This is a genomic window from Polaribacter filamentus (assembly GCF_002943715.1).
In the GTDB taxonomy this organism is placed as follows: domain Bacteria; phylum Bacteroidota; class Bacteroidia; order Flavobacteriales; family Flavobacteriaceae; genus Polaribacter; species Polaribacter filamentus.
In genome coordinates, this window is sequence record NZ_MQUA01000013.1 from 365001 (window position 1) to 389285 (window position 24285).

The following is a 24285-nucleotide window of genomic DNA, read 5'->3' on the forward strand; positions in this document are numbered from 1 at the left end:
TGGAATGAAAAGTAAATTGGTGAGTAAGGATGTTTTAAAATCAGAATCACTTATTTTAAAATTAAAAGATATAAAATTGACTTTTAAGTTTAATAAAATTTTAGGCTTTGCAGAAATGTTTCTAAATAATGTTAATGTAGAAAAAGAAATTAGAACTTTACAAGTTTCACAAATGGTTAGTAAAGTTGCAGCTATTTCTGACGTGAGAAGAAAATTAGTGGCAGAGCAACAATTAATGGGGGTTAATGGAGGTATTGTGATGGATGGAAGAGATATCGGAACAGTTGTTTTTCCTGATGCGGAATTAAAATTATTTATGACTGCTTCGTCAGACAAAAGAGCAACCAGGCGCTATAAAGAGCTTATAGATAAAGGAAATACTGTGAATTTTGATGAAGTTCTTTTTAATGTCCAAGAGCGAGATAGATTAGATTCTACAAGAGAGGATTCTCCTTTGATGAAAGCCCATGATGCTATTGAATTTGATAATTCTGATATGGGGATTGAGGAACAGTTTGAAAGAATTTGTACTTTGGTAGATAGAAAGCTTTTATAACTTCTAAAAATTAGTACATAAACTTAGCCCTGATTGAACGGTTTGTTTGAGCTCTCCTGCTTTTTTTAGCGGGAAGCGAGTAGAGAAAGCAGGAAACAGCTTCAAAAAAAATATTAAGGAATATTTAAATACTTATGAGTTTGTAAAGAAATTTTCCACTTCGGATTTTTCATTACATAATCGACAATTAATGGCGTCATTTTTTCTTTCTTACTCCATTCTGGTTGTAAAAAAAGTTGGCATCTTTTTCCAACTTTAGCAGCCTCTTGTTCTGCAAAATCAAAATCAGAATTATTATGAATAATCATTTTTAATTCATCTGCTTCTTTGTACACTTCTTCTAAAGGCAGTTTGTTTTTTTTAGGTGATAAACAAAACCAATCCCATTTTCCAGAAAAAGAATAGGCTCCAGAAGTTTCGATGTGCGTTTTTATGTTGTTTTTTTGAAGTAATTCTGTTATATAATCCATAGACCACATTAACGGTTCACCACCAGTGATCACTACAGTATTGGCGTGTTTTGTTACGTTTTTCACAATAGTATCTGCTAAAGTTGGCGGGTGCAAATCTGCATTCCAACTTTCTTTAACATCACACCAATGACAACCAACATCACAGCCACCAACTCTTATAAAATAAGCAGCAGTTCCCGTATGAGAACCTTCACCTTGAATCGTGTAAAACTCTTCCATTAACGGAAGCATTATACCTTGATCTACTAAATCTTTTGTCTTTTTATCCATCTACATTAAAATCAACCAAAACGGTTTTAAAAATGCAAAGGTAGTTTTTTGAGTATCAAGAATAAAATGATTGTTAGATTAATACAAAAGTTTAGAAAATTATTCCTTGGACACAGTTTTTAAGGATTTACTCAGAAAAATTTATAAAATTTAGGAGATATTATTTTTGAATAAATTTTTAAAATTGTCAATAGGTTAGAATAGAATTTTTACAATCTTTTCCTATCGATATTTCCAGGAAAATCTTTACTTTTTTTTTAGACCTCCAATTTAGGACAAAAAAAATAAGCAGTATAGGTAGTATTTAAAGTAGGAAACATAGTTCTTCATTACATAGATTATATATAAAAATTAAAAATGTAAAGAATCCATATAAGTTGGTGAAATTCCTGTTATTTTTTTATGATAATCCCTTAATAATCAAAACATTTTTGTAAATTTGCACTCCTTTTTACGAGCACAGATTTAAAAAAGGAAATTTAAAAAACAATAAATAAAAACTACTTTTGGTGTTTTTATCGTTAAAAATCTGAAAAACAACAAGATACAAAATTTATTTTCAGAAATGTCTGAAGAAACAAAAAACACTGAAGAGCAAGTAGTTGCTGCGGAAGTACAAGAAACAGCTACTGAAGCTGTTGCAGAAACAGTTGTAGAAACTTTAACTCCACAAGAATTTTTAGAAAACTTTAACTGGCACAAATACGAGCAAGGTATTGAAGCCGTTGATGAAGAAAAATTAAATGCATTTGAAACTGCCTTAGTTGGTACTGTAGGTTTTGTTAACGAACGTGATGTAATTGAAGGAACTGTAATTAGAATTACAGATAGAGATGCAATTATTGATATCAACTCTAAATCTGAAGGAGTTATTTCCTTAAACGAGTTTCGTTACAACCAAGGTTTAGCTGTTGGTGATGTAGTAGAAGTATTAGTTGATAAAAGAGAAGATTCTTCTGGTCAATTAGTATTATCTCACAGAAAAGCTAGAGTAATTAAAGCTTGGGAACGTGTTAATAACGCTCATGAAACAGGTGAAGTTGTTAATGGTTTCGTTAAATGTAGAACTAGAGGTGGTATGATTGTAGATGTTTTCGGAATCGAAGCATTCTTACCAGGATCTCAAATTGACGTGAAGCCAATTAGAGATTACGATCAATACGTTGAGAAAACAATGGAATTCAAAGTTGTTAAAATCAACCACGAATTTAAAAACGTTGTTGTATCTCACAAAGCTCTTATTGAAGCAGATATTGAATTACAGAAAAAAGAAATTATTGGTCAATTAGAAAAAGGACAAGTACTAGAAGGTGTTGTTAAAAATATTACTTCTTATGGTGTCTTTGTTGATTTAGGTGGTGTTGATGGATTGGTACATATTACTGATTTATCTTGGTCAAGAATCAATCATCCAAATGAGGTTGTGGAATTAGATCAAAAATTAAACGTTGTAATTTTAGACTTTGATGATAACAAATCTAGAATTCAATTAGGATTAAAACAATTAAATGCTCATCCATGGGAAGCTTTAAATTCTGACTTAAAAATTGGAGATAAAGTAATGGGAGAAGTTGTTGTTTTAGCTGATTACGGTGCGTTTGTTGAAGTAGAACAAGGAGTAGAAGGGTTAATTCACGTTTCTGAAATGTCTTGGTCAACTCACTTACGTTCTGCACAAGATTTTGTAAAAGTTGGTGATAAAGTGGAAGCTCAAATTTTAACTTTAGATAGAGAAGACCGTAAAATGTCTTTAGGTATCAAACAATTACATCCAGATCCTTGGACAGATATTACTACTAAATTCCCTGTTGGTTCGACTCATACAGGAACTGTAAGAAATTATACAAACTTTGGTGTATTTGTTGAGTTAGAAGAAGGTATTGACGGTTTAGTTTATATCTCTGATTTATCTTGGACTAAGAAAATTAAGCATCCATCAGATTTTGTAACGGTTGGTGATCAATTAGAAGTTCAAGTTTTAGAATTAGATGTAGAAAACAGAAAGTTAAACTTAGGTCATAAACAAACTAAAGATAATCCTTGGGATGTTCATGAAGAAACGTACGCTATTGGATCTACTCACGAAGGAATCGTTAAAGAAAAGAATGATAAAGGAGCAGTTGTAACTTTTACTGACAAAGTAGAAGGTTTTGCACCAACAAGATTCTTAGAAAAAGAAGACGGTACTACTTTAGAAAAAGGAGATAAAGTTAATTTTATCGTTTTAGAATTTTCTAAAGAATACAGAAGAGTAGTAGTTTCTCATACATCTTTATTTAAAGAACAAGAGAAAAGAAATGTGAAAGCGGCCGTTAAAAAAGCAGCAGAAGCAGAAAAAACTACTTTAGGTGATATTGGAGGTCTTGCAGACTTAAAAGCAATAATGGAAGCTAAAAGCAAAAAGAAAAAATAATTTTTTTTTAAGCTAATACTTTTAATACTTAAAAGTCGATACAATTTTGTATCGACTTTTTTTTATGGAATAAAATTAAGATCATACTTTGGGTATTGCCTTTTAGTTAGGCGTTACATTGTATCTTTTTATGCTTAAATTATTTTAATATCAGCTTTTTTATGTCAATTTTAAGTTAAGAAGTCCACATATATTTAAATGAGATATGCCTAAAAAGGATGCCATTTCGACCCCTAACGGAACTTTCTACCGGCTTTTAGCTATCTTATTATTTCTAGTATTCGCATCAAGAAAACACAATAAAAGACCGTTGCGAATTGTAATCGTTTTTGTACTTATAATACTTATATGAAACTTTTATTTTATGATATCAGAATTCAAAAGAAATACAGCATTTGCTAAAAATAGCTTTCCATTATTCCAAAAAGATCTTAGTAGTATGTTATCAACCAAATAAACAACACTTCCTCTTCCTTTTTGTTCTTCTCCAAATAATAAAGATTCAGGTACCTGTTTTACGGCTTCACTGCCGGCATAACCAGAAACATTTTTTGAGTCTTTGTCAAAATAAGCAACGTTAAAACCATCTTGTAAATATAGGTAAGAATCACCGCTTAACTTTAATGAAAAATAATCTTTCTTATATCCAAAGGCTAGCGGATGTGTTACATCTACCTTACTTTTAAAAATTGCTCCCGTAATAAGGTTTTTCACACCTTTTCTCTCTAAATCTTCATATCGAGTTAAATTAAAGGTAGTAGAATCTTTTTTAACTCCTTTACTTTTTAAAGCGAATCCTTTTTTATCAGCAAAAGCATTTACAGCATTCCCTAAGGCAATTAAAGTTCCGCCAGAACTTACAAAAGAGGATAATTTATCAAGAATTTCTGTAGTTAAAAAACTGCTGTAATATCCTTCAGGAATAATAATTACATCATATTTAGAAATATCCACACTACTAAAATAATCTGAATTTAAATTCGTAATTGGGTATTTTAGTTCGGTTTCAAAAAAGTGCCAAACTTCTCCAAAATTTAAGGAAGAAGTCTCTTCGCCAGAGAGCAAAGCTACCTTCTGTTTTTTAATTGGTTTAACACTGTAAGAACCAAAATCTAAGCCAGTATCTACAAAACCTGTTGCAACTGGTTGCACATTTCGTTCATGTTTATTTGCGATTTCAATCAGTTTTTTATCAAATTCTTCAGTCCTATTATCATTTCTTAAAATAATTAAAGTGCCTCTGTCATAAGATTTTCCTTCTAAAGAAAATGGTTTTCCTGCATAACGCGGAGCTATATTTTGTTGTAATAAATCCCCTAAAAAAGCGGCATCTTCAATACTATTCCATTTAGATATATACGCATAGGCATCGTAATCAATAGTATTTAAATTATTTTTGGTTGATGAAATTTTAGAGGAGTTCACTTTAGTTTTAGACGCAATAGCTTCGAAACCGTGCGCATACGGAATAGACCAAGCTGTAATGTCATATGTTAAAGAATCAACTAATTTTGCTTTAGGCTCAAACAAAACTTCTACCATTTTTCCTTTTGGTTGATTTGTGTGAACAACTAAATCACCATCCGAAGTATTTAATTTTTCTTCGCTTTGTGTATTATAATTATAACCTTTTACAGAACCGTTCGTCGCGTATTCGTATTTAATTTCATGAGTATCTAATAAATTTTTTAGACGATTTGTTTTATCCTGGTTGTCATTTTTTAATACAAAACTCTTGTATTCAAGGTCCTTATTGTCAAAGAATTTTTTGAATTCAGTATTTAATTTTTCAGCATTTTTAGAAGAAATTTCAACTGTCGATAAACCCGTAGTCATATGGTGAATAGCTCTGTCTTTCAAAGTTAAGACTTCTCCTTCATCCGTTTGAACACCTAATCCTCCTTCAGAACCTCCAGATTGTTCATATGTCATGCCAATAGCACCCATAAAAGTAGGGTAGGTATCTCCATAACTGGGATACAACAAATCAAAACTTTCTTTTGTAAAATACAACCATCCTTCTTTATCAAAATAGGTAGCGTGATTTTTTCCTATTTTTGTTTGAAAATCACGCTGCCAATCTGTAATAACTTCATGAAAAGGTTCCGCTGCAGGCGCAAAATAATAAGGACTATTAATACCTTGTTCGTGAAAATCTACATGAATATGTGGCATCCATTTATTATAAATTGCAATTCGCTGCTGTGTTTCAACTTGTGTAGCCCAAGCCCAATCTCTATTTAAATCAAATAAATAATGATTTGCTCTTCCGCCAGGCCAAGGTTCATGATGCTCTTTCGCATCTTGCGAACTATTAAAAGGCGTATTTTTTACTTGATTGTACCAATTTACATATCGGTCTCTTCCATCAGGATTTATACAAGGATCCATAATTACAACCGTATTTTCTAACCAAGCTTTTTTGTCGGTAACCAATTCGTAAATCGTTAACATAGATGCTTCAGTACTCGAAGCTTCATTTCCATGAACATTATAACTCAGCCAAACAATTGCAGTTTTATTATCAGAATTACCTTCTAAAATTGCAGTTTGAGCTAAATTTGATTCTCTAATACGCTCTAAATTATTGATGTTTTCTTGCGATGAAATGTAAGCTAAATATAAAGGTCTGTTTTCATTGGTTTCTCCATATTTTTCTAGTTTAATATTTGATACTGTATTACTTACATAGATAAAATAGTCTACTACTTTATGATGTCTTGTAAAACGAGTACCAATTTCATAGCCCAAAAATTCTGAAGGTGATTTTATTCCTTGTGATAATATGCTTCCAAAAGTTAGAAAAGTAAGTAAAAAAAGTGATTTTATTTTCATGAATTAAGTTTTGATTATGATCAAAAATAAGGAATAATTACTACTATTTGTAATTGTTGTTTTGTAAAGAGGTTAAAAATTTGTTAGTTTCAATTTGAGGGAAGAAAGTACCATCAAAATTTAGTATTTTTGAGGTATGGCAATAAACGAAAGCGATTGTGAAATTATAGAAACAACTTTTGATTTTAAAAATCATTGGAATGAGGCTTATCTCAATAATAAGACTGAAAAATTAGGTTGGTTTGAAGAGAAATCTGAACAAACTTTGACTTTAATTAAAGAAGCAAGATTATCTGAAGATGCTTTAATTTTAAATGTTGGTGCTGGTTCTTCTACTTTAATTGATAATTTATTAGCTGATGGGTTTTCTAATATTATCGCAAATGATTTATCCGAAGAAGCTTTAGAATCTTTAAAGAATCGAATTGGTAAAAATGATAAAGTGAAGTTTATTGTGGATGATTTATTGAATCCGTCAAAATTAAATAAATTAGAAAATATTGATTTGTGGAATGATAGAGCAGTTTTACATTTTTTTTTAAAAGAAGAAGAAATTAAAGCTTATTTTAACTTACTAAAGAAAGTTTTAAAAGCGAACGGATTTGTAATCATTTCTGTTTTTGCTAAAAACGGAGCAGAAAAATGCTGTGGATTGCCGGTTAAACGCTATGATTTGGAAATGTTAGGTAATGAACTAGGAACCGATTTTAAACTCAAAAATAGTTTTAACTATACATTTGTAAATCCTTTTGGCGCAGAAAGACCTTATATTTATGCATTATTTCAAAGAATAAATTAGAATGAAAACTACACAAATCCCTTTTCAAAAAACAGGTTTTTTCTCTAAAACTATGCACGATTATTTAGAGAAGAATAAAAATATACAACCTTTTTATAATAACTTTCCTGATATTTCTGGGTTTCATAATCAAATTGAAGAAAAGCAAAAATCTTACAGATTACAGACTAGATTAGCGTTAGTTGATGCTTTAAAAAATCAATATATATCTTTTGAAACATCAGAAAAAACCATAGAAAATATTGAGTTGATAAAACAACAAAATACATTTACGATTACAACTGGTCATCAGTTAAATTTATTTACAGGACCTTTATATTTTTTATATAAAATTATTTCTGCTATTAATTTATCGGAAGAATTATCAGAAAAGTTTCCTGAACAGCATTTTATTCCCATTTATTGGATGGCAACAGAAGATCATGATTTTGATGAAATTAATTATTTTAATTTTGATGGTAAAAAAGTAAGTTGGAATAGAAAAGATGGAGGCGCAGTGGGTCGTTTTTCTACGGAAGGTTTACAAGAGGTTTTTAAAGTTTTCTCTAATCATTTAGGGAACTCTAAAAATGCAAAATATTTAAAAGAGTTATTTTCTGATGGCTATCTAAAACACAACAATTTAGCAGATGCAACTCGTTTTATCGCAAATAAATTATTTGGTGAGTTTGGTCTAGTAATTATTGATGGTGATGATGCAAATCTAAAACAGTTATTTAATCCGTTTGTAAAAGAAGAATTAGAAAATCAGACTTCATTTAAAGAGGTTTCTAATACTATTTTGGAATTAGAAAAAAACTATCCTATTCAGGTAAATCCAAGAGAAATTAACTTGTTTTATTTAGGTGATGATTTTAGAGAACGCATTCTTTTAGAAGATAATATTTACAAGGTAAATAATACAAACATAACTTTTTCGAAAGCCGAAATTTTAGCGGAAGTTGATGAAAATCCAAAAGCATTTTCGCCAAACGTGATAATGAGGCCTTTGTTTCAAGAAGTGATTTTACCCAATTTGTGTTATATTGGTGGAGGAGGAGAGATGGCATATTGGTTTGAATTAAAAGCCTATTTTGAAAAAGTTTATATTCCTTTTCCTGTTTTGTTGTTGCGTAATTCTGTGCAAGTTGTGTCAGTAAAACAATCCAAAAAATTAGAAAATTTAAAGATCTCACAAGAGGAACTATTTCTAAATCAGTATGATTTATTATCAAAAAAAGTGATAGATAATTCTGAGATCAAAACGAATTTTAGCCAAAAAATTGAATTTTTACAAAACCAGTTTTCTGACTTAAAAGAAGTCGCTAAGAAAACAGATGTTTCTTTTATAAACGCCGTAAATGCACAGGAAAGAAAACAAATTAAAGGTTTAGAAAGTCTTGAAAAGCGCTTGCTTAAAGCAGAAAAAAGAAGACAAAGAGATTTAGTTGATAGAATTACATTATTACAGAATGAGCTTTTACCAAATCAATCTTTAGAAGAACGCCAGCGAAATTTTTCTGAGTATTATTTAGAATATGGTTCATCATTTATTGAAGCTTTAAAAGGTGCTTTAAAACCTTTGCAATTAGAGTTTACACTATTAGAATTATAATGAAGGAAAAAGGTTTACATCCAGAAAATAAGTTTAATAAGGGGTATAATTTTGACGACTTAGTTGTTAAAAATCCGTTATTAAAAGAGTATGTTTTAGAAAATAAATTTGGTGCTGTTAGTATTGATTTTTCAGATCCTAAAGCAGTTAAAGAATTAAACAAAGCCTTACTTTTTACTTTTGATAAAATAAAAATTTGGAATTTTGCGGATGAGAACTTATGTCCGCCAATTCCTGGACGGTTAGATTATATTCTTTACTTATCAGATTTACTTTCATCGGAAAAAGATATTAAAATTTTAGATATTGGTACAGGGGCATCCTGTATTTATGCTTTGTTGGGTGTTGCTCAGTATAGCTGGAATTTTGTTGCTACAGATATTGATGTCGATTCTTTAGATGCTGCGCAAGATATTATTGATGACAATAAATTAGAATCAAAGATTGAATTGCGTCAACAGCTAAATGAACAACAAATTTTAAAAGGAATTTTAAAAGATGATGATTCCTTTGCGGCTGTAATGTGTAATCCTCCTTTTTATAAATCGGCGGAAGAAGCACAAGGCGCAAACAGAAGAAAAACTAAAAACTTAGGTAATAATGCCGTTAGGAATTTTTCTGGTAATAATAATGAATTATGGTATCCTGGAGGAGAAAAAGCCTTTTTACATAATTATTTGTATGAAAGCTCTTTGTATTCAAAACAGAGTATGTGGTTTACAAGTTTAGTTTCTAAAAAAGAGAATGTAGTAAGTTTACAAGCTTCATCAAGGAAATTAGGTGCCAAGGAATTTAAAGTAATTGATATGAATCAAGGAAATAAAGTTACTAGAATTGTGTGTTGGCGATTTTAAAAAAGTTTACTATGATAAAAAAAAGATTGCTTCATAATTAGCAATAACAAACAGCGTTTAATTAAAAACAATATCATTAATTTTATACTTTTTACAAACTAAATGTAAAATTGTATAGACTAACATGTGCACAAAAACCAAACAAATAAAAGCATAAAGCGGAACACCTAAAACCTGATACGGCCAAAAATAGGTCCAAACGCCTAAATAAATTGTAATTACCTCACCAAAAGCAGGTAAAATTAGTGCTAAGATAATGGCAAGAATAATTTTATTTTTTTGCGTTTGATTTGTTAAAAAAGGAATTAAATTTCGTTCTAGTTTATATAAGTAATGAAAAGCTAGCATCCAAGCAAATGGGAGCCATAAAGGCAGTTTTCTTGCAACTTCATGATATTTCCAATACCCATTTGTAACACCCCAAGTTTCGCCGACAATTCCTCCAAAACCAGTTAGTAGCATACCTAATAATAGGAGCCAGTTTTTATTGGTTTTTGGTTTTATAACTTCTGTGTAGCTATTATGAAAAATTTTTAAAAGTAGAATTACAGCAATAATAGCGTCATACTTTTTTAAAACTCCAATAAAAATGCCGGCAATTATTAGTTTTGCAAGTGCTTTTAAAATTTCGGTATAGAATTTTTTGTTGTTGGTAATCATTTAGCTTTTTATCAAGGCTAAAAATAGTGATTTTTCATTCATTAAATATACTAGTTGTAACAATTTGAAGCAGTATACATTTAAAATTGTTTCTATTAAATAGAATGTTCTAACAATTTTTTATTTCTAATAAAAAAAATCGCCTAAGAAATGATTTTTTAAACGATTGTGATTTAGAAGATTTTTCTTAAAACCGATAGGGAGCGATAATCTTGCAGAATTATTTTGAAAACCAGCGCCCCAGGTCTGACTTTCTGATTTAGTAATACCAATATTGTTCTCGTTTTCTTGGGTTCCAAAAGCATAACTTATTCCTGGTAATAATTCTATACCTAAAGCAATATGCTTATTAAATAAGTAGTTCAAACCTATTACAGCATTGATTGATGGGCTATAAGAAGATATTTTACTCGTAAATTCACCATTACTATCGTTTTTTGAGTATCCATATGAAAATGCAACATCTGCTCCATACCTATACTCTAAATTCTTAGTAATTAATTTTCTAATTTCTTTTCCAATACTCGCACTAAAACTAAAAGAATTGGACTCATAAGTTGAGTTTTCAGATTTATTTTTAGTACTCCATAAGTTTCCTGATAATATATTATATCGCCATAAAGCAGTAGAATTAACAGATTTATAAGTAAATCCAAAATTATTTAAATCTCTGAAAGCAATTCCGACTTCTTGTTGTTTTTCTTGTGCAATCATAATTAATGAAGCCATTATAAATAATACACTTAAAGTAATTTTTCTCATAATATATTTTATTATTGATTTTTTTAATAATCAAAATTAATGCCACAAAAAAACCGAAGCTAATTACTTCGGTTCAAATGCAACTTTTTTCTTGTATTTAATAAAATATTACAAATGTATTACTTCTCCATAAGCATCAGCAACCGCTTCCATAACCGCTTCGCTCATTGTTGGGTGTGGATGAATTGTCTTTAAAACTTCATGGCCAGTTGTTTCTAATTTACGACCTAAAACTGCTTCCGCAATCATGTCTGTAACACCAGCACCAATCATATGGCAACCTAACCATTCACCGTATTTTGCATCAAAGATTACTTTTACAAAACCATCAGGCGTTCCTGCAGCTTTGGCTTTACCGGATGCTGAGAAAGGGAATTTACCAACCTTAAGCTCATAACCAGCTTCTAAAGCTTTTGCTTCAGTCATACCAACAGAGGCAATTTCTGGAGTAGCATATGTACAACCAGGAACGTTTCCGTAATCTATCGCTTCTGTGTGTAAACCAGCTAATTTTTCAACACAAGTAATACCTTCGGCAGAAGCAACGTGTGCCAATGCTTGTCCAGGAACTACATCTCCAATAGCGTAGTAACCAGGAATATTAGTTTGATACCAATCGTTAACTAAAATTTTGTCTCTGTCAACAATAATTCCAACATCTTCTAAACCTATGTTTTCAATGTTAGACTTTATACCAACTGCTGACAATAAAATATCTGCTTCTAACTTTTCTTCGCCTTTTTTTGTTTTTACAGTGGCAATAACACCATCACCAGAAGTATCAACAGATAAAACTTCTGAACTTGTCATTACTTTTATACCTGCTTTCTTAATAGAGCGCTCAAATTGTTTTGAAATATCAATATCTTCTACAGGTACTAAATTAGGCATAAACTCTACAATAGTAACGTCCGTTCCCATCGTATTATAAAAATGCGCAAACTCAACACCAATAGCTCCAGAACCTACAACGATCATAGATTTTGGTTGCTTTGGTAACGTCATTGCCTTTCTGTATTCAATTACTTTAACACCATCTTGTGGTAGGTTTGGTAATTCTCTAGAACGAGAACCTGTTGCAATAATTATGTTGTCTGCGCTATACTCAGTTACAGTTCCGTTTTCGGCTGTAACATCTACTCTTTTACCTGTTTTAATTTTACCAAAACCATAGATAATATCGATTTTGTTTTTCTTCATCAAAAAAGCAACACCTTTGCTCATTCCGTCTGCAATTCCTCTACTACGTTTAATTACAGCTTCAAAATCTTTGTCTATTGCTTCCGCTTTTAAACCATACTCATCAACATGTTTTAAATAGTCGTACACTTGAGCAGATTTCAACAATGCCTTTGTAGGTATACATCCCCAGTTCAGGCAAATTCCACCTAACGATTCTTTTTCTACGATTGCAACTTTAAAGCCTAATTGTGATGCTCTAATTCCAGTTACATATCCTCCAGGACCACTTCCAACAATTATGATGTCGTATTTCATTTTTATTTTTTTATTTTTAAAGTTTAAAAAGATGTTAAACTCTATTGTTTTTGTTTTTTGATGCGTTTAGCGCAAATTTATTCATTCTAACTTTATTTCTAGTAAAAATGAAAACTATTTTTTTGATCTCCTAAACTGCTTTCTGTTCTGTTTTTTTGAATAAAATAAGTTTAGTATAAACAGGTTAAGAATATCAACAGATATTTAACGAATTAAAACCCCAATTAGCTAATTTACTACCATTTATTTTTAGTTACAATTTTTTTTACTGTTTGCTAATTTACATTCGCTCAGGAACTTGTATTCCTAATAAAGAAAAAGCTGATTTTATAGTCTCCGCAACTTTGTGAGCCAATTGTACTCTAAATATTTTTTTATCTTCATTTTCTTCGCCTAATATGGATACATTTTGATAAAAAGAATTAAATTCTTTTACTAAATCATACGTATAATTTGCAATAATTGCGGGTGAGTAGTTTGTCGCGGCTTGTTGAATCGTTTCTGGAAATAACGCCAGTTGTTTCAATAATTCCTTTTCCTTTTGATGTAAATCAATAGAAACCGATTTTGAATACTCAAAGTCTGATTTTCTAATAATAGATTGAATTCTAGCATAGGTATACTGAATAAAAGGTCCCGTATTGCCTTGAAAATCTACGGACGATTTTGGGTCGAATAAAATTCTTTTCTTAGGATCTACTTTTAGAATAAAATATTTTAAGGCTCCTAAACCAATCGTTTTGTATAGCTCTTGTTTTTCTTCTTCGGAATAACCATCTAATTTTCCTAATTCTTCTGAAATTTCTTTTGCAGTTTCGGTCATTTCAACCATTAAATCATCAGCATCCACAACAGTTCCCTCTCTAGACTTCATTTTTCCAGAAGGTAAATCTACCATGCCGTAGCTTAGATGATGTAGTTGTTTTGCCCAATCAAATCCTAGTTTTTTCAAGATTAAAAACAATACTTGAAAGTGATAATCTTGCTCATTACCAACGGTATAAACCATCCCGCCAACATCTGCATAATCCTTAACACGCTGAATTGCTGTGCCAATATCTTGGGTCATGTACACGGCAGTTCCGTCTGAACGCAGCACAATTTTTTCATCTAAACCATCATCCGTTAAATCGCACCAAACAGAACCATCTTTTTTTTTGTAGAACACACCTTTTTCTATTCCTTGTGTAACCACATCTTTTCCTAATAAATAAGTATCACTTTCATAATATAAAGTATCAAAATCTACACCTATATTTTTGTAAGTAACTTCAAAACCTTTGTAAACCCAAGAGTTCATTTCTGTCCAAAGAGAAACTACTTGGTCATCTCCAGCTTCCCATTTTAAAAGCATTTGTTGCGCTTCTACTAAAAGTGGCGCTTCTTTTTTTGCTTCTTCTTCGGTTTTTCCTTCAGATATTAATTGCGCAATTTCTTTCTTATATTCTTGATCGAATTTCACGTAGTAATTACCAACCAGTTTATCGCCTTTTAAACCGGTAGAAGTTGGCGTTTCTCCGTTACCATACTTCTGCCAAGCCAACATCGATTTACAAATATGAATTCCTCGGTCGTTTATAATCTGAGTTTTATACACTTTTTTACCGGATGCTTTAATGATTTCGGCAACAGAGAAGCCTAATAAATTATTACGAACATGCCCTAAATGTAGTGGTTTATTGGTGTTTGGAGATGAATATTCTACCATCATCGCTTTGTCATCCGCTATAGGCGAAACAAAACCAAAACTTGAATCTGTATAAATGGAATTGAAAAAATTGGTATAAAAAGCATCGTTAATTACCAAATTTAGAAAGCCTTTTACAACATTGTAATTTGTTATTTCTGCAACGTTTTCAACTAAATAGTTCCCTAAATCCCCTCCAATTTGAACCGGATTTCCTTTTTTGTAACGCAACATCGGGAAAACTACAACTGTAATATCTCCTTCAAAATCTTTCCTTGTTGCTTGAAATTCTACAGAAGGAATTTCTATATTATATAAAGCTAAGAAACCTTCTTTTACGTTGGTTTCTATTCGGTTTTGAATATTCATGGATTTGTTAAATTGTTTGCAAAATTACGTAATTTTATTTGTTTTTTTGTGACATAATTTATTCGATTTTCATTTATTTTAGGTCATAAAATCAAGGGAATTATCTCTTTGAATAACCTCAAAATTGGCATCTTGATATGCTTTTTTAAAAGCAGTTGAAATTTTTATCTTTTTATTTGGCGACCATTTAAATTCATAAACAAATAGTTTTTCAGATTTTTCTTCTGGCCAATCTAACTCTTGCTGATCATAGGTTCTCCAGAAATAATTATTGCTACTAATTTTTTGATATTCATGCTTTTTTAAATGTTCAGAAATCAAATAGTTTTCCCATAATTGACCAACATCATTTCTGTTTTCTAACAAATTTAAATTTTTAATGATGGCATTTCTAATACCTGTATCATGAAAATACCACTTGCTAGATTTTGTAACTCCTTTTCTAAGGTTTTTACTAAACCCTTCAACTTTGAAAATTATAAAAACGTTTGAAAGTACGTCATGATAGCTTTCTAGAGTGTTTTTTGAAATTTGTAATTGATTTCCTAATTCAGTTAAAGAAATTTCATTTCCTACTTGAAAAGCTAACAGCTTCAGTAGATCGTATATTTTTTCAACCTTTTTTATATTTTGAAAAACTAAGATATTTTTTAATAAGTAATCATTTATAATTTCTTGAAGGTACTTTTGTTTATCAGCCCAATTACTAATGTGAATCAATTCTGGATAGCCTCCAAAAAGCAGTGGTTCTTTTAGTTTTTCTGTAGTATTTTTATAATTCTCATAATCAGAAAATTCAATTTAACTTAGAGGATGCATAAATAAAGTGCATCTGATAATTCCTCTTTCAATTCTGCTAATTTGAGAAACCTCTATCCCCATAACATTAGCAAGGTTTTCTTGTGTAACACCTTTACTTTTTCTAATTAGTCTAAGATTTTTACCAAAAGCAATAAGGAATTTATTTTCTTCAGAAGTATTCACAATATAAAAATCGTGTACTTCGTTATTTAATAAATGGGCAAGTATGCCTATATTTATAAATTAAAATTTAAACATATGAAAAAATTAACAATAATCTTAATCTTCTATTCTATGCTGTCTTAAGGACAGGTAAATAACGAAATAGAAGGCATAACTATTAATGCTCCTTGTAAAATAGAGTACACAAGAATTATTAATAATTAAAATAATTATACATGTATTAACACTTAAGGAAATAGTTTAATAAATTATACTATTCATGTAACTATTATACACGTTGTGCATTTTAAATTATACTAATTTTAATATTGTTTATATTTTTATTAAAAAGAAACTTATTGATGTATTGTATTGTTGTTAAGGATGTTATTTTAGATACTATTCTAGTTTTAAAGCCATCAAAAGATTCTAAGTAATTTCTTCTAATTACATTGGTCACAAAGTTGAGAGAATAAAGTTTCAATCCTTTTTTTTTCCTAAAGAGATAGGGCTTTTTTTCTAATTATTTTGATTATTTCTCATCGGAGTATTCAATTTTATATTACAAGTTTCGAATAAGTTAAGTTGAATTTCTGCTGATAAATAACCACGATCTCCAATTAAAGTACAGTCACTAATTTGATGCTTAATATCTTTTAAATAATTGATATCGTGAACAGAAGCTGTACTCAAATCTATACGTTGAAACACACCACTAACGGAGCAAAGAGCATGCAATTTATAGCCATAATATCTTGAATCTCGTGAAGCACAATAACCTTTGTTTGGAATCGTACTAATTTTTTCTTTATAAACTTCCAAAGGCATACTATCAAACACAAAATACTTTTCGAAATCATTAAAAAATGAGGCTAACTTTAAACGAATTACATCGATATGATTAAATAAATTTCACCTTCTTTTGTTGTAAACGCTTCTTTCAATTTTTGATAAAAGAGGTTTAGGAAGATTCCTAAATAAATCATTTTCATTATCGATACTCATAAATTCAGCAGTTAAACTCAAGCTAATCAGCTCTAAATCGCTTATCTTCGGTTTCCTTCTTTGATAAGTTAAAAGTTGTTCTTTTGATATTTTTCTTAAAACTCCCAATATTCTTTCGTAATCTTCATTTAAGTTGTTCATAATTAATGTTTTATAGTTAAAATAATTTACTGATTTTTAGTAAGATGGACAATTTTTATTATTTAAATCATAATACAACGGGTGTAATTTGTAAATAGATACTTCAAAGTTAAATAATTGTTAATAAATAGTTTTTTATTAGGAATTTAATTTATAGGTTTGATTATGTGCAGAGATTTAAAAGCTAGGTTTTTTTTGGAGCTGACAAAGCGGTTGGAAATTGTGTTTAAAAATAAATGACATTATAGGCATTTAAATTTTAAAAAAGCAATCGAGCGCATTGGCAAACGACTATTTTACATAATACTATATTATATCTATGAAATAAAAACAATGCCTTAAACAACATGATGAACATTTGAACTATAATTATTCTTATGTTTAATCCTTCATAATTATTAAAAAATTAAAACAGATAAAAAACTTGATTAAGTTGCCATTGTAAAAAAATTAATACTTTAATTTATTTTAAATATTGAATGAACCTTATTCTAGAAGAAATACGAAATCAAAATCAGAAAGCTTTTAAAACGCTTTTTAATAATCACTTTGAAGAGTTGGTCGTATATGCCAATGGCTATCTTTTTCAAATGGATTCTAGTAAAGATATTGTTCAAGAAGTATATATCTACATCTGGGAAAACGCTAATAAAATTGAAATTAAAACAAACTTTAAGGGATATTTATATTCCATGGTTCGTAATAGATGTTTTAACTATTTAAAGTCAATTAAAGTAACAGATGATCTTGCCTTTTTAGAATTTAACATTAACATAATTAACGAGGATGTATTCGATTCTACTTTAGAAGAAGATAAAGAAAAAGTGTATCATCAAATATTAAAAATTATTGATTCACTTCCAGATAAAATGCGAAAGATTGTTCAATTAAAATTTTTACATAATTATAAGTATTCTGAAATTGCTAAAGAACTGGATATTTCAATTAACACTGTTAAAACTCAGCTTAAAAGAGCTAAATTTAAAATTATACAAATGGTTACAATCATTTTAATCCTATTACAAATACGACAATAAAAACCTATATAAAATAAGGTTTCTCTAATTTTTTAACACTTTTTTGTTAATTTATTTTATTTTTTGTCACCCTTTTTATTTTTTTAGTTGTCTATGTAATAACAAAGTATATATATTCAATTAAATGGAATTTAAACTAATTATTAAAAACATTAATAAAACTCTCACTCCAGATGAGGAAATTATTTTTATTAAATGGTATAATGAATCTGAGAGGCACCAAAATTATTTTGAAAATGTAAAGGCCAATTACCACAATGGTTTTTCTCATATTGACATTAAAAAAGAATGGCTTACCCTTGAAAACAAAATAGTTATACCGTCAAGAAAAATTAATTTATGGAAATATATAGCTGCCGCTTCTATTGTTATTTTAATTTCCGGATCCTTTGTTTTTAACTTCAATAAAACTCCTGCAATAGAATCTATTATAGTAGATAATAATAATGAAATAGAAAACACCATTATAATGGGAACAGACAAAGCAATTTTGACTTTAGAAAATGGTTCAAATATAACATTAGAAAAAGGTAAAGATTACATGGCAGAGAACCTGAAGAGTAATGGAGAAGAATTAGTTTACCAGCCAAAAAATATCACAAAAGCACAAATAAAATATAACTACTTAACTATTCCAAGAGGAGGTCAATTTTATGTACAATTGTCAGACGGAACTAAAATTTGGTTAAATTCTGAATCTCAATTAAAATACCCAATATCCTTTATTGAAGGTGAAATACGTCAAGTAGAACTTGTCTATGGAGAAGCTTATTTCGAGGTGTCTCCGAGCACTAATCATAATGGATCCAAATTCAAAGTGCTCACATCAATGCAGGAAGTAGAAGTATTGGGAACAGAATTTAATATTAAAGCTTATAAAGATGAAACCAATATTTACACAACTTTAGCTGAAGGTAAGGTGGTTATACATAATGGTTTTTCCAGTCAAAATTTAATACCAACCCAACAATCAAATTTAAATCTTAAAAATAATACAATAACTATCAGTTCAGTTGATGTTTATAGTGAGACTTCATGGAAAAAAGGGCTCTTCAGTTTTAAAAGCACAGAATTAAAAGAGATTATGAATGTATTATCTCGCTGGTATGATGTTAATTTTGTATTCTCTAATCCAAAAATTGAAACTATTAAGTTTAACGGGTTTTAAGTAAAAACCAGACTATTGAAGAGATACTAACCACAATTAAGGACACTAAATTTATTAAAGATTATGATATAAAAGACAAAAAATTACAATATACTAAAAAGAAAGGGAACAAAGTTTATACCTGGACAGTACTGCACTTCATCCCCTTTTAGATTATTAATTAACTAAATGTTTAACTAACTAACACACAAATTTATGAAAATTAAATGCACTAACCGTCTTTTCTTCCAAAAGAAAAAAATTCTACAGTTTATGATGCGAATGTTTATTATTCTGTTTTGTACTACAGTTTTTAGTTTTTCTCCGAGCAATATTTTCTCACAGAACACTAAAATTAAAATTGATATGGACAAAACGGTAACACTTGACGAGATTTTTGATATTTTAAGAGAGCAAACAGAATTCGCGTTTCTTTACCAAGAAGATCTTTTTAAAGACACCCCGAAGGTACATTTAATAAAGGGGACTATTCGAGTTAAGGAGTTATTACAAAAAAGCCTTGCTAGTGGTAGTTTTAATTTTGAATTTAACGATAACAACAATACCATTGTTATTAAAGAAACACCCGTAATTGAAAAGCAGCAAGAAATCACTATTAAAGGTACTATTACCGATAGCCAGGGAGTTCCGTTGCCAGGAGCCACAATAGTTGCAAAGGGTACTACTATAGGAACAACAACAGATTTTGATGGAAAATTCGCGTTAACCATTACAGAAGGTGTTAAAACTTTGGTAGTATCATATATTGGATTTGCTAGAAAAGAAGTGGCTATTAACGGTCAAAAGACATTTACAATTACCTTATTAGAAGATGCTGCTCAATTAGACGAAATTGTAGTTACTGGTGTGATTTCAGGTACATCAAAAAAGAAGTTAGCATTTACAGTTTCTAAAGTGAAAGCTGAAGAGATTCAACAAACAACATCTGGTAATGCATTACAAGCCTTATCAGGCAGAGTAGCTGGTGTTAGGGTAGTTCAGTCTGGGGGTCAGCCAGGGTCAGAACCTTCAGTGAGACTAAGAGGTGCTACCTCACTTACAGGCTCACAAAAGCCTCTAGTTATCGTTGATGGGATTATTACAGAAGGATCTATTTCCGATATAAATCCAGATGATGTAGTTTCAATGGAAATCATCAAAGATGCTGCAGCTGCATCAATTTACGGTGCTAGAGCAGCTAATGGAGTTATTCAAATTTTTACCAAACGTGGTTCTGATCTATCAGATGGAGAAATAAAAATAAATCTTCGTAATGAGTTTGGGTATTCTTCACCTGGTAGAAAGTACCCCCTTGCTACTCATCATCCATATCAATTAGACGGAAATGGTCAATTTGTTGTAGATGGGAGCGGTAATCGTATCTTAGAAGCAGATGGTTTAGTGGATAATCCTTATCCAGTGTTAAATGACCAACAGGATTTAATGTATGTTAACGGAAATTCATTGACCAATTATTTATCTGTTGCAAAAAAAAATGGAGGAACCAATTGGGCCGCTACGGCAAGCAACTATAAAGAAGAAGGGATTTTAAGAGATACTGATGGCTATAATCGTCAAACATTGAGATTAAATATTGATCATAAAATTAATTCTAAATTAGAAATGTCTTTGAGTACCCAGTATATAGAATCTAAGGGTCAAAATATAGAGAGGAGTAAGGATAGTCCTTTTTATACAGCACTAGTAATTCCTCCAGATGTTGATTTAACATTGCCAAATCTTGATGGTTCACCTTATATATACAACCCAGTTCCAGATGATGATTTTGGAAACCCCCTTTATGAGATAAACAATAGAACGAATGAAACTAAACGGGTACGACAATTAGCAGGAGCAGATTTTAAATATAAAACACTAGATTGGTTACACTTTACAGGAAATATTAGTCTTGATAGAGAGCAACGATTTGACTCAGATTATTTTCCAAGAGGTTATTTGAGTTTGAGAGATCCAGCCTTAGAAAATGGATTACTTTCAAAAAAGCACACTGAGACTAAGGCAATTAATTCTTCATTAACGGCTTTAATTTTTAAGGATTTTGGTGACTTATCTCTAAAGGTTCGTCCTAGTATACTATTTGAAGACCTAAATATTAATGGGATAACTACTGAAGGCCGTAATTTTGTGGTTGATGATACCCCAAGCTTAAATGCTGCTACTATTATAACAGCTAGTTCTTTTAATCAGGATATTCGTTCAACAAATTTCTTTACAATTGCAAGTTTAGACTATAAAGATAGATATATTGCAGACGTTCTTTTTAGAAGAGATAATTCATCTCTTTTTGGATCAGATCAACGAAATGCGAATTACTTTCGTGTATCAGGAGCATATCGGATATCAGAAGAACCTTGGTTCAATATAAATGGTATCGATGAATTTAAATTAAGGGCTTCACATGGAACAGCTGGTTTAAGACCTCCATTTGAGGCGCAGTATGAGACTTTGAATGTAGTTGGAGGTAGTCTTCAGTTTTCAACTCTTGGAAACACTAATCTTAAGCCAGCCGTATCAAAAGCTACAGAATTAGGTTTTGATATTGATTTTTTTGATAGGTTTTCATTAGGGTTCTCTTATGCTAAGAATATTATTGATGATCAAATTTTAAAAGTTCCACTCTCATCAGCTGCTGGATTTCCTTTTCAATGGCAAAATGCTGGTTCTTTGGAATCAGAAACTCTTGAAGCAACATTAAATGCATCTATTTTTCGTGAAAAAGATTTTAAATGGGATTTGCAATTATCATTTGATCGCACAAAACAAAAGGTTACAAAATTAAGTGTAGCACCTTTTTTACAATCTAATGTGCTTACTTCAATAAGACAAGAACCTGTTGGACCTTCAATATTTTTAGTAGAAGAAGGTGTAAGTTTTGGAACTATGATTGGAAGAGAATTTGCGGTGAGTTTAGACCAAGTACCGCAACTTTTAGATTCTTCTGGATCGCCAATTCCAAACGAAGACTCATATGTGATTAACGAAGATGGCTATGTTGTATTAGCAAATCAATATGGAACTCCTTCAGAAAAACCTATAGTTTTATTAGATGAAAACGGTCAGATAGCTTCTGTAAAAATTGGAGATGTAAACCCAGATTTTCAAATGGGAATTTATAATAGTTTTAGATACAAAAATTGGAGCGTAAACATATTGTTTGACTGGAAACAAGGAGGGGATATATATAATAATACTCGACAAAATCTTTATGAAACACCTCGCCATGGTGATGTAGATCAATCTAATAAGCCATTAGAATCTAGAAAACCAGTAGGTTACTATCAAACTTTATATGCTACAAACTCTTCTAGTAGTCATTTTGTTGAAGATGGCACCTATTTAAAGTTGCGTGAATTAGCCATTAACTATAAATTTAAAGGAAACTCTTTAGGCACATTTAAGGATATTGTTGATGTGGAAAGTGTAACATTCGGATTAACTGGTCGAAATTTATTTGTACTTACTAATTATTCAGGTTTCGATCCAGAAGTAGGATCATCTGACGCTACTTTGTTTCCTTATGATAATTTTAGCTATCCTAATTTTAGGAAATTTACTTTTAATATAGCAATAGAATTTTAAATATAAACATTATGAAAAATTTTAAATATACTCTTATTTCGTCTTGCATATTGTGCTTATTTGGGTTACTAGCTTGTGAGACTAGTTTAAATGTCCAAAACGAAAATGAACCAGATATTGTTCGAGCATTTTCTAACCCTAATGATCTTGTAAACGCCGTTGGTGGTGGTTTGCTTACATGGTGGAATGGTGCTAACGGAAATCAACATCCCGGTTTAGCGCTGGCAATTGGTGCAAACTTTACTACTGGAGAAAGAGCTGGAGCTGGTCAAGAAGATTTTTCGGTTATTCCTAGAATTGCATACCCAAATTCTGTTTTTTATAATCGTCAAGAAACTGTTGATAATCCATGGTTTCAGAATTATGCTGCACTTGCAGCAGCCAACGCAGGTTTGAGAGCACTTAATAACGGTGTTAGACTTGATTCACCTCAAAGTGAGACTATGTTAACCGCTACTGCTCAACTTTTACAAGGGCTTTCTCTAGGTCATCTAGGTATTTGGTTTGATAAAGCAGTTATTGTAGATGAGAATTCTACAGAAGAAGAAATTGCTAATTCTCAATTTGCGCCTTATGGCGATGTTGTTGAAAAGGCCATTGAAAAGCTAGATGCGGCTATTTTAACGGCTAGTACGGGATCATTTTCTTTGCCCGATGGTTTTATTAGTGGGTATGATGCCAGCAATCCCTTGGATAATGTAAAATTAGCTCAATTTGCTAACACGATGGCAGCTCGTTTTCTAATGAATGGTGCGCGCACCCAAGAGGAGAATTTACAAACAGATTGGATACGAGTTTTAAGCTATGCTAGAAAAGGAGTGAAAGGTTGGGATTTTGCACCGGCAGCTCAAGGAGCAGATGAGCCTGGACTTTGGGTGGATTCTTATAAAAGGGAATCACATCGTCCTGATAGAATTAGAACTTCAAATGAAATAGTTGGTATAGCAGATAATTCTGGTAAGTTAGCCGCATGGTTAGCGCTTCCTCCAAATGACAGAAGGCCAATAATAGTGCAAACAGATGACCGCAGAGTGACGGCAGCTGGAGATCCCACGGCCCCTGGTCTTTATTTTGCCTATAATGCCAAAACTCATGGGTCTTTAAGTAGAGGTTGGTATCGTCAATCTCGATATTACCCTATAAGATATGCTTCTCATACGGGATTTATTGGATCCAGTAATTATTGTACTGAAGATGAAAATGATTTGATTATCGCTGAAGCTTTATTAAGAACTAATGGTTCAAATACGGAGGCAGTGACTATTATTAATAAAACTCGCGTAACAAATGGTCAACTTCCAGCTCTAAATGGAACAGAATCAAAAGAGGTGTTATTAAACGCGCTTATGTACGAAAGGCTATTAGAACTTGGTTATAATGCTGCCGGGCTAACCTACGGAGACAAAAGGAGATGGGAGTTTCCGGGTCCTTATGTTAGAGGCAATGGAAGTGGTGTTTATCAACACTATGTGGGTACACCAAGAAGTTTGCCTATTCCTGCCCGTGAACTACAGACATTAGGATTGGATGTTTACACTTTTGGAGGCCCAACTGTAGCTGATGAATAGGCATAATTTATAAATTCATTATTAACAATAATTATTTGAATTAGTTTTTTTGGGT

The 24285-nt window shown here is 30.9% G+C and carries 17 protein-coding genes and 1 pseudogene (1 of these 18 cut by a window edge); 9 read left to right on the plus strand and 9 right to left on the minus strand.

Annotated features, from left to right (window positions below; translation table 11 throughout):
* A protein-coding gene (gene cmk / locus BST83_RS03770) for a (d)CMP kinase (protein ID WP_104808641.1) crosses the window boundary here: on the plus strand, nt 1-556 show its 3' portion. 134 nt of this gene lie to the left of the window's left edge; only the last 556 of its 690 coding nucleotides appear in the window; its start codon lies off the left edge, out of view; its stop codon occupies nt 554-556.
* A 113-nt stretch (nt 557-669) separates the two neighbouring features.
* On the opposite strand, the gene BST83_RS03775 is transcribed toward cmk, so the two are convergent.
* Complete coding sequence (locus BST83_RS03775; RefSeq protein ID WP_104808642.1) at nt 670-1299, minus strand: 7-carboxy-7-deazaguanine synthase QueE; 630 nt, start codon at nt 1297-1299, stop codon at nt 670-672.
* 565 nt (nt 1300-1864) lie between these two features.
* Here BST83_RS03775 and rpsA point away from each other — a divergent pair.
* Nucleotides 1865-3712, plus strand: coding sequence for a 30S ribosomal protein S1 (gene rpsA / locus BST83_RS03780; RefSeq protein WP_104808643.1), 1848 nt, complete (start codon nt 1865-1867; stop codon nt 3710-3712).
* Nucleotides 3713-4069: 357 nt separating this feature from the next.
* On the opposite strand, the gene BST83_RS03785 is transcribed toward rpsA, so the two are convergent.
* Complete coding sequence (locus BST83_RS03785) at nt 4070-6547, minus strand: M14 family metallopeptidase (RefSeq protein ID WP_104808644.1); 2478 nt, start codon at nt 6545-6547, stop codon at nt 4070-4072.
* 136 nt (nt 6548-6683) lie between these two features.
* Here BST83_RS03785 and BST83_RS03790 point away from each other — a divergent pair, with 136 nt between their 5' ends.
* The 3 genes from BST83_RS03790 to rlmF are packed head-to-tail and all read left to right on the plus strand — an operon-like array spanning nt 6684 to nt 9794.
* The gene (locus BST83_RS03790) at nt 6684-7346 is read left to right on the plus strand and encodes a class I SAM-dependent methyltransferase (RefSeq protein WP_104808645.1); all 663 of its coding nucleotides are present in this window, start codon (nt 6684-6686) and stop codon (nt 7344-7346) included.
* Between the two features lies 1 nt (nt 7347).
* Nucleotides 7348-8940, plus strand: a complete 1593-nt coding sequence (bshC, locus tag BST83_RS03795) for a bacillithiol biosynthesis cysteine-adding enzyme BshC (protein WP_104808646.1) — start codon at nt 7348-7350, stop codon at nt 8938-8940.
* Nucleotides 8940-9794 carry a 23S rRNA (adenine(1618)-N(6))-methyltransferase RlmF gene (rlmF, locus tag BST83_RS03800; RefSeq protein ID WP_104808647.1) on the plus strand — a complete coding sequence of 285 codons (855 nt, stop codon included), beginning with the start codon at nt 8940-8942 and terminating at the stop codon, nt 9792-9794. Before bshC ends, rlmF begins: the two co-directional genes overlap by 1 nt.
* A gap of 57 nt (nt 9795-9851) precedes the next feature.
* Here rlmF and BST83_RS03805 read toward each other — a convergent pair whose 3' ends face one another.
* From BST83_RS03805 to BST83_RS03835, 7 genes and pseudogenes are all read right to left on the minus strand, one after another.
* Nucleotides 9852-10454, minus strand: coding sequence for a hypothetical protein (locus tag BST83_RS03805; protein WP_104808648.1), 603 nt, complete (start codon nt 10452-10454; stop codon nt 9852-9854).
* A 126-nt stretch (nt 10455-10580) separates the two neighbouring features.
* Nucleotides 10581-11216, minus strand: a complete 636-nt coding sequence (locus BST83_RS03810; protein ID WP_104808649.1) for a BT1926 family outer membrane beta-barrel protein — start codon at nt 11214-11216, stop codon at nt 10581-10583.
* Between the two features lie 108 nt (nt 11217-11324).
* Nucleotides 11325-12713: a dihydrolipoyl dehydrogenase gene (lpdA, locus tag BST83_RS03815; protein ID WP_104808650.1), complete on the minus strand. Its 1389-nt coding sequence runs from the start codon at nt 12711-12713 to the stop codon at nt 11325-11327.
* A gap of 280 nt (nt 12714-12993) precedes the next feature.
* Nucleotides 12994-14769, minus strand: a complete 1776-nt coding sequence (gene argS / locus BST83_RS03820; protein ID WP_104808651.1) for an arginine--tRNA ligase — start codon at nt 14767-14769, stop codon at nt 12994-12996.
* Nucleotides 14770-14847: 78 nt separating this feature from the next.
* Nucleotides 14848-15570 (minus strand): DUF4143 domain-containing protein, encoded by a 723-nt coding sequence (locus BST83_RS03825; protein ID WP_104808652.1) that lies wholly within the window; start codon nt 15568-15570, stop codon nt 14848-14850.
* Nucleotides 15571-15753 (minus strand): helix-turn-helix domain-containing protein, encoded by a 183-nt coding sequence (locus tag BST83_RS03830; protein WP_170062729.1) that lies wholly within the window; start codon nt 15751-15753, stop codon nt 15571-15573.
* Between the two features lie 286 nt (nt 15754-16039).
* Nucleotides 16040-16878 (minus strand): annotated as a pseudogene (locus BST83_RS03835) (IS982 family transposase).
* A gap of 479 nt (nt 16879-17357) precedes the next feature.
* Here BST83_RS03835 and BST83_RS03840 point away from each other — a divergent pair.
* The 4 genes from BST83_RS03840 to BST83_RS03855 all read left to right on the plus strand — a co-directional run bounded on the left by BST83_RS03840 (nt 17358) and on the right by BST83_RS03855 (nt 24230).
* A complete protein-coding gene (locus BST83_RS03840; protein ID WP_104808654.1) occupies nt 17358-17915 on the plus strand; it encodes an RNA polymerase sigma factor in 558 nt (185 codons plus the stop codon).
* A gap of 124 nt (nt 17916-18039) precedes the next feature.
* The gene (locus BST83_RS03845) at nt 18040-19083 is read left to right on the plus strand and encodes a FecR family protein (RefSeq protein ID WP_104808655.1); all 1044 of its coding nucleotides are present in this window, start codon (nt 18040-18042) and stop codon (nt 19081-19083) included.
* 345 nt (nt 19084-19428) lie between these two features.
* Nucleotides 19429-22662: a SusC/RagA family TonB-linked outer membrane protein gene (locus BST83_RS03850; protein WP_170062730.1), complete on the plus strand. Its 3234-nt coding sequence runs from the start codon at nt 19429-19431 to the stop codon at nt 22660-22662.
* 50 nt (nt 22663-22712) lie between these two features.
* Nucleotides 22713-24230, plus strand: a complete 1518-nt coding sequence (locus BST83_RS03855) for a RagB/SusD family nutrient uptake outer membrane protein (protein ID WP_104808657.1) — start codon at nt 22713-22715, stop codon at nt 24228-24230.
* Nucleotides 24231-24285 lie beyond the last annotated feature (55 nt).

Excerpts from the sequence above, each read along its gene's own strand:
- BST83_RS03810 (WP_104808649.1), bottom strand. The coding sequence starts at position 11,216 with ATGAGAAAAATTACTTTAAGTGTATTATTTATAATGGCTTCATTAATT.
- BST83_RS03775 (WP_104808642.1), bottom strand. The coding sequence starts at position 1,299 with ATGGATAAAAAGACAAAAGATTTAGTAGATCAAGGTATAATGCTTCCG.
- BST83_RS03845 (WP_104808655.1), top strand. The coding sequence starts at position 18,040 with ATGGAATTTAAACTAATTATTAAAAACATTAATAAAACTCTCACTCCA.
- BST83_RS03785 (WP_104808644.1), bottom strand. The coding sequence starts at position 6,547 with ATGAAAATAAAATCACTTTTTTTACTTACTTTTCTAACTTTTGGAAGC.
- rpsA (WP_104808643.1), top strand. The coding sequence starts at position 1,865 with ATGTCTGAAGAAACAAAAAACACTGAAGAGCAAGTAGTTGCTGCGGAA.
- bshC (WP_104808646.1), top strand. The coding sequence starts at position 7,348 with ATGAAAACTACACAAATCCCTTTTCAAAAAACAGGTTTTTTCTCTAAA.
- rlmF (WP_104808647.1), top strand. The coding sequence starts at position 8,940 with ATGAAGGAAAAAGGTTTACATCCAGAAAATAAGTTTAATAAGGGGTAT.
- BST83_RS03850 (WP_170062730.1), top strand. The coding sequence starts at position 19,429 with ATGGACAAAACGGTAACACTTGACGAGATTTTTGATATTTTAAGAGAG.
- lpdA (WP_104808650.1), bottom strand. The coding sequence starts at position 12,713 with ATGAAATACGACATCATAATTGTTGGAAGTGGTCCTGGAGGATATGTA.
- BST83_RS03840 (WP_104808654.1), top strand. The coding sequence starts at position 17,358 with ATGAACCTTATTCTAGAAGAAATACGAAATCAAAATCAGAAAGCTTTT.
- BST83_RS03805 (WP_104808648.1), bottom strand. The coding sequence starts at position 10,454 with ATGATTACCAACAACAAAAAATTCTATACCGAAATTTTAAAAGCACTT.
- argS (WP_104808651.1), bottom strand. The coding sequence starts at position 14,769 with ATGAATATTCAAAACCGAATAGAAACCAACGTAAAAGAAGGTTTCTTA.
- BST83_RS03790 (WP_104808645.1), top strand. The coding sequence starts at position 6,684 with ATGGCAATAAACGAAAGCGATTGTGAAATTATAGAAACAACTTTTGAT.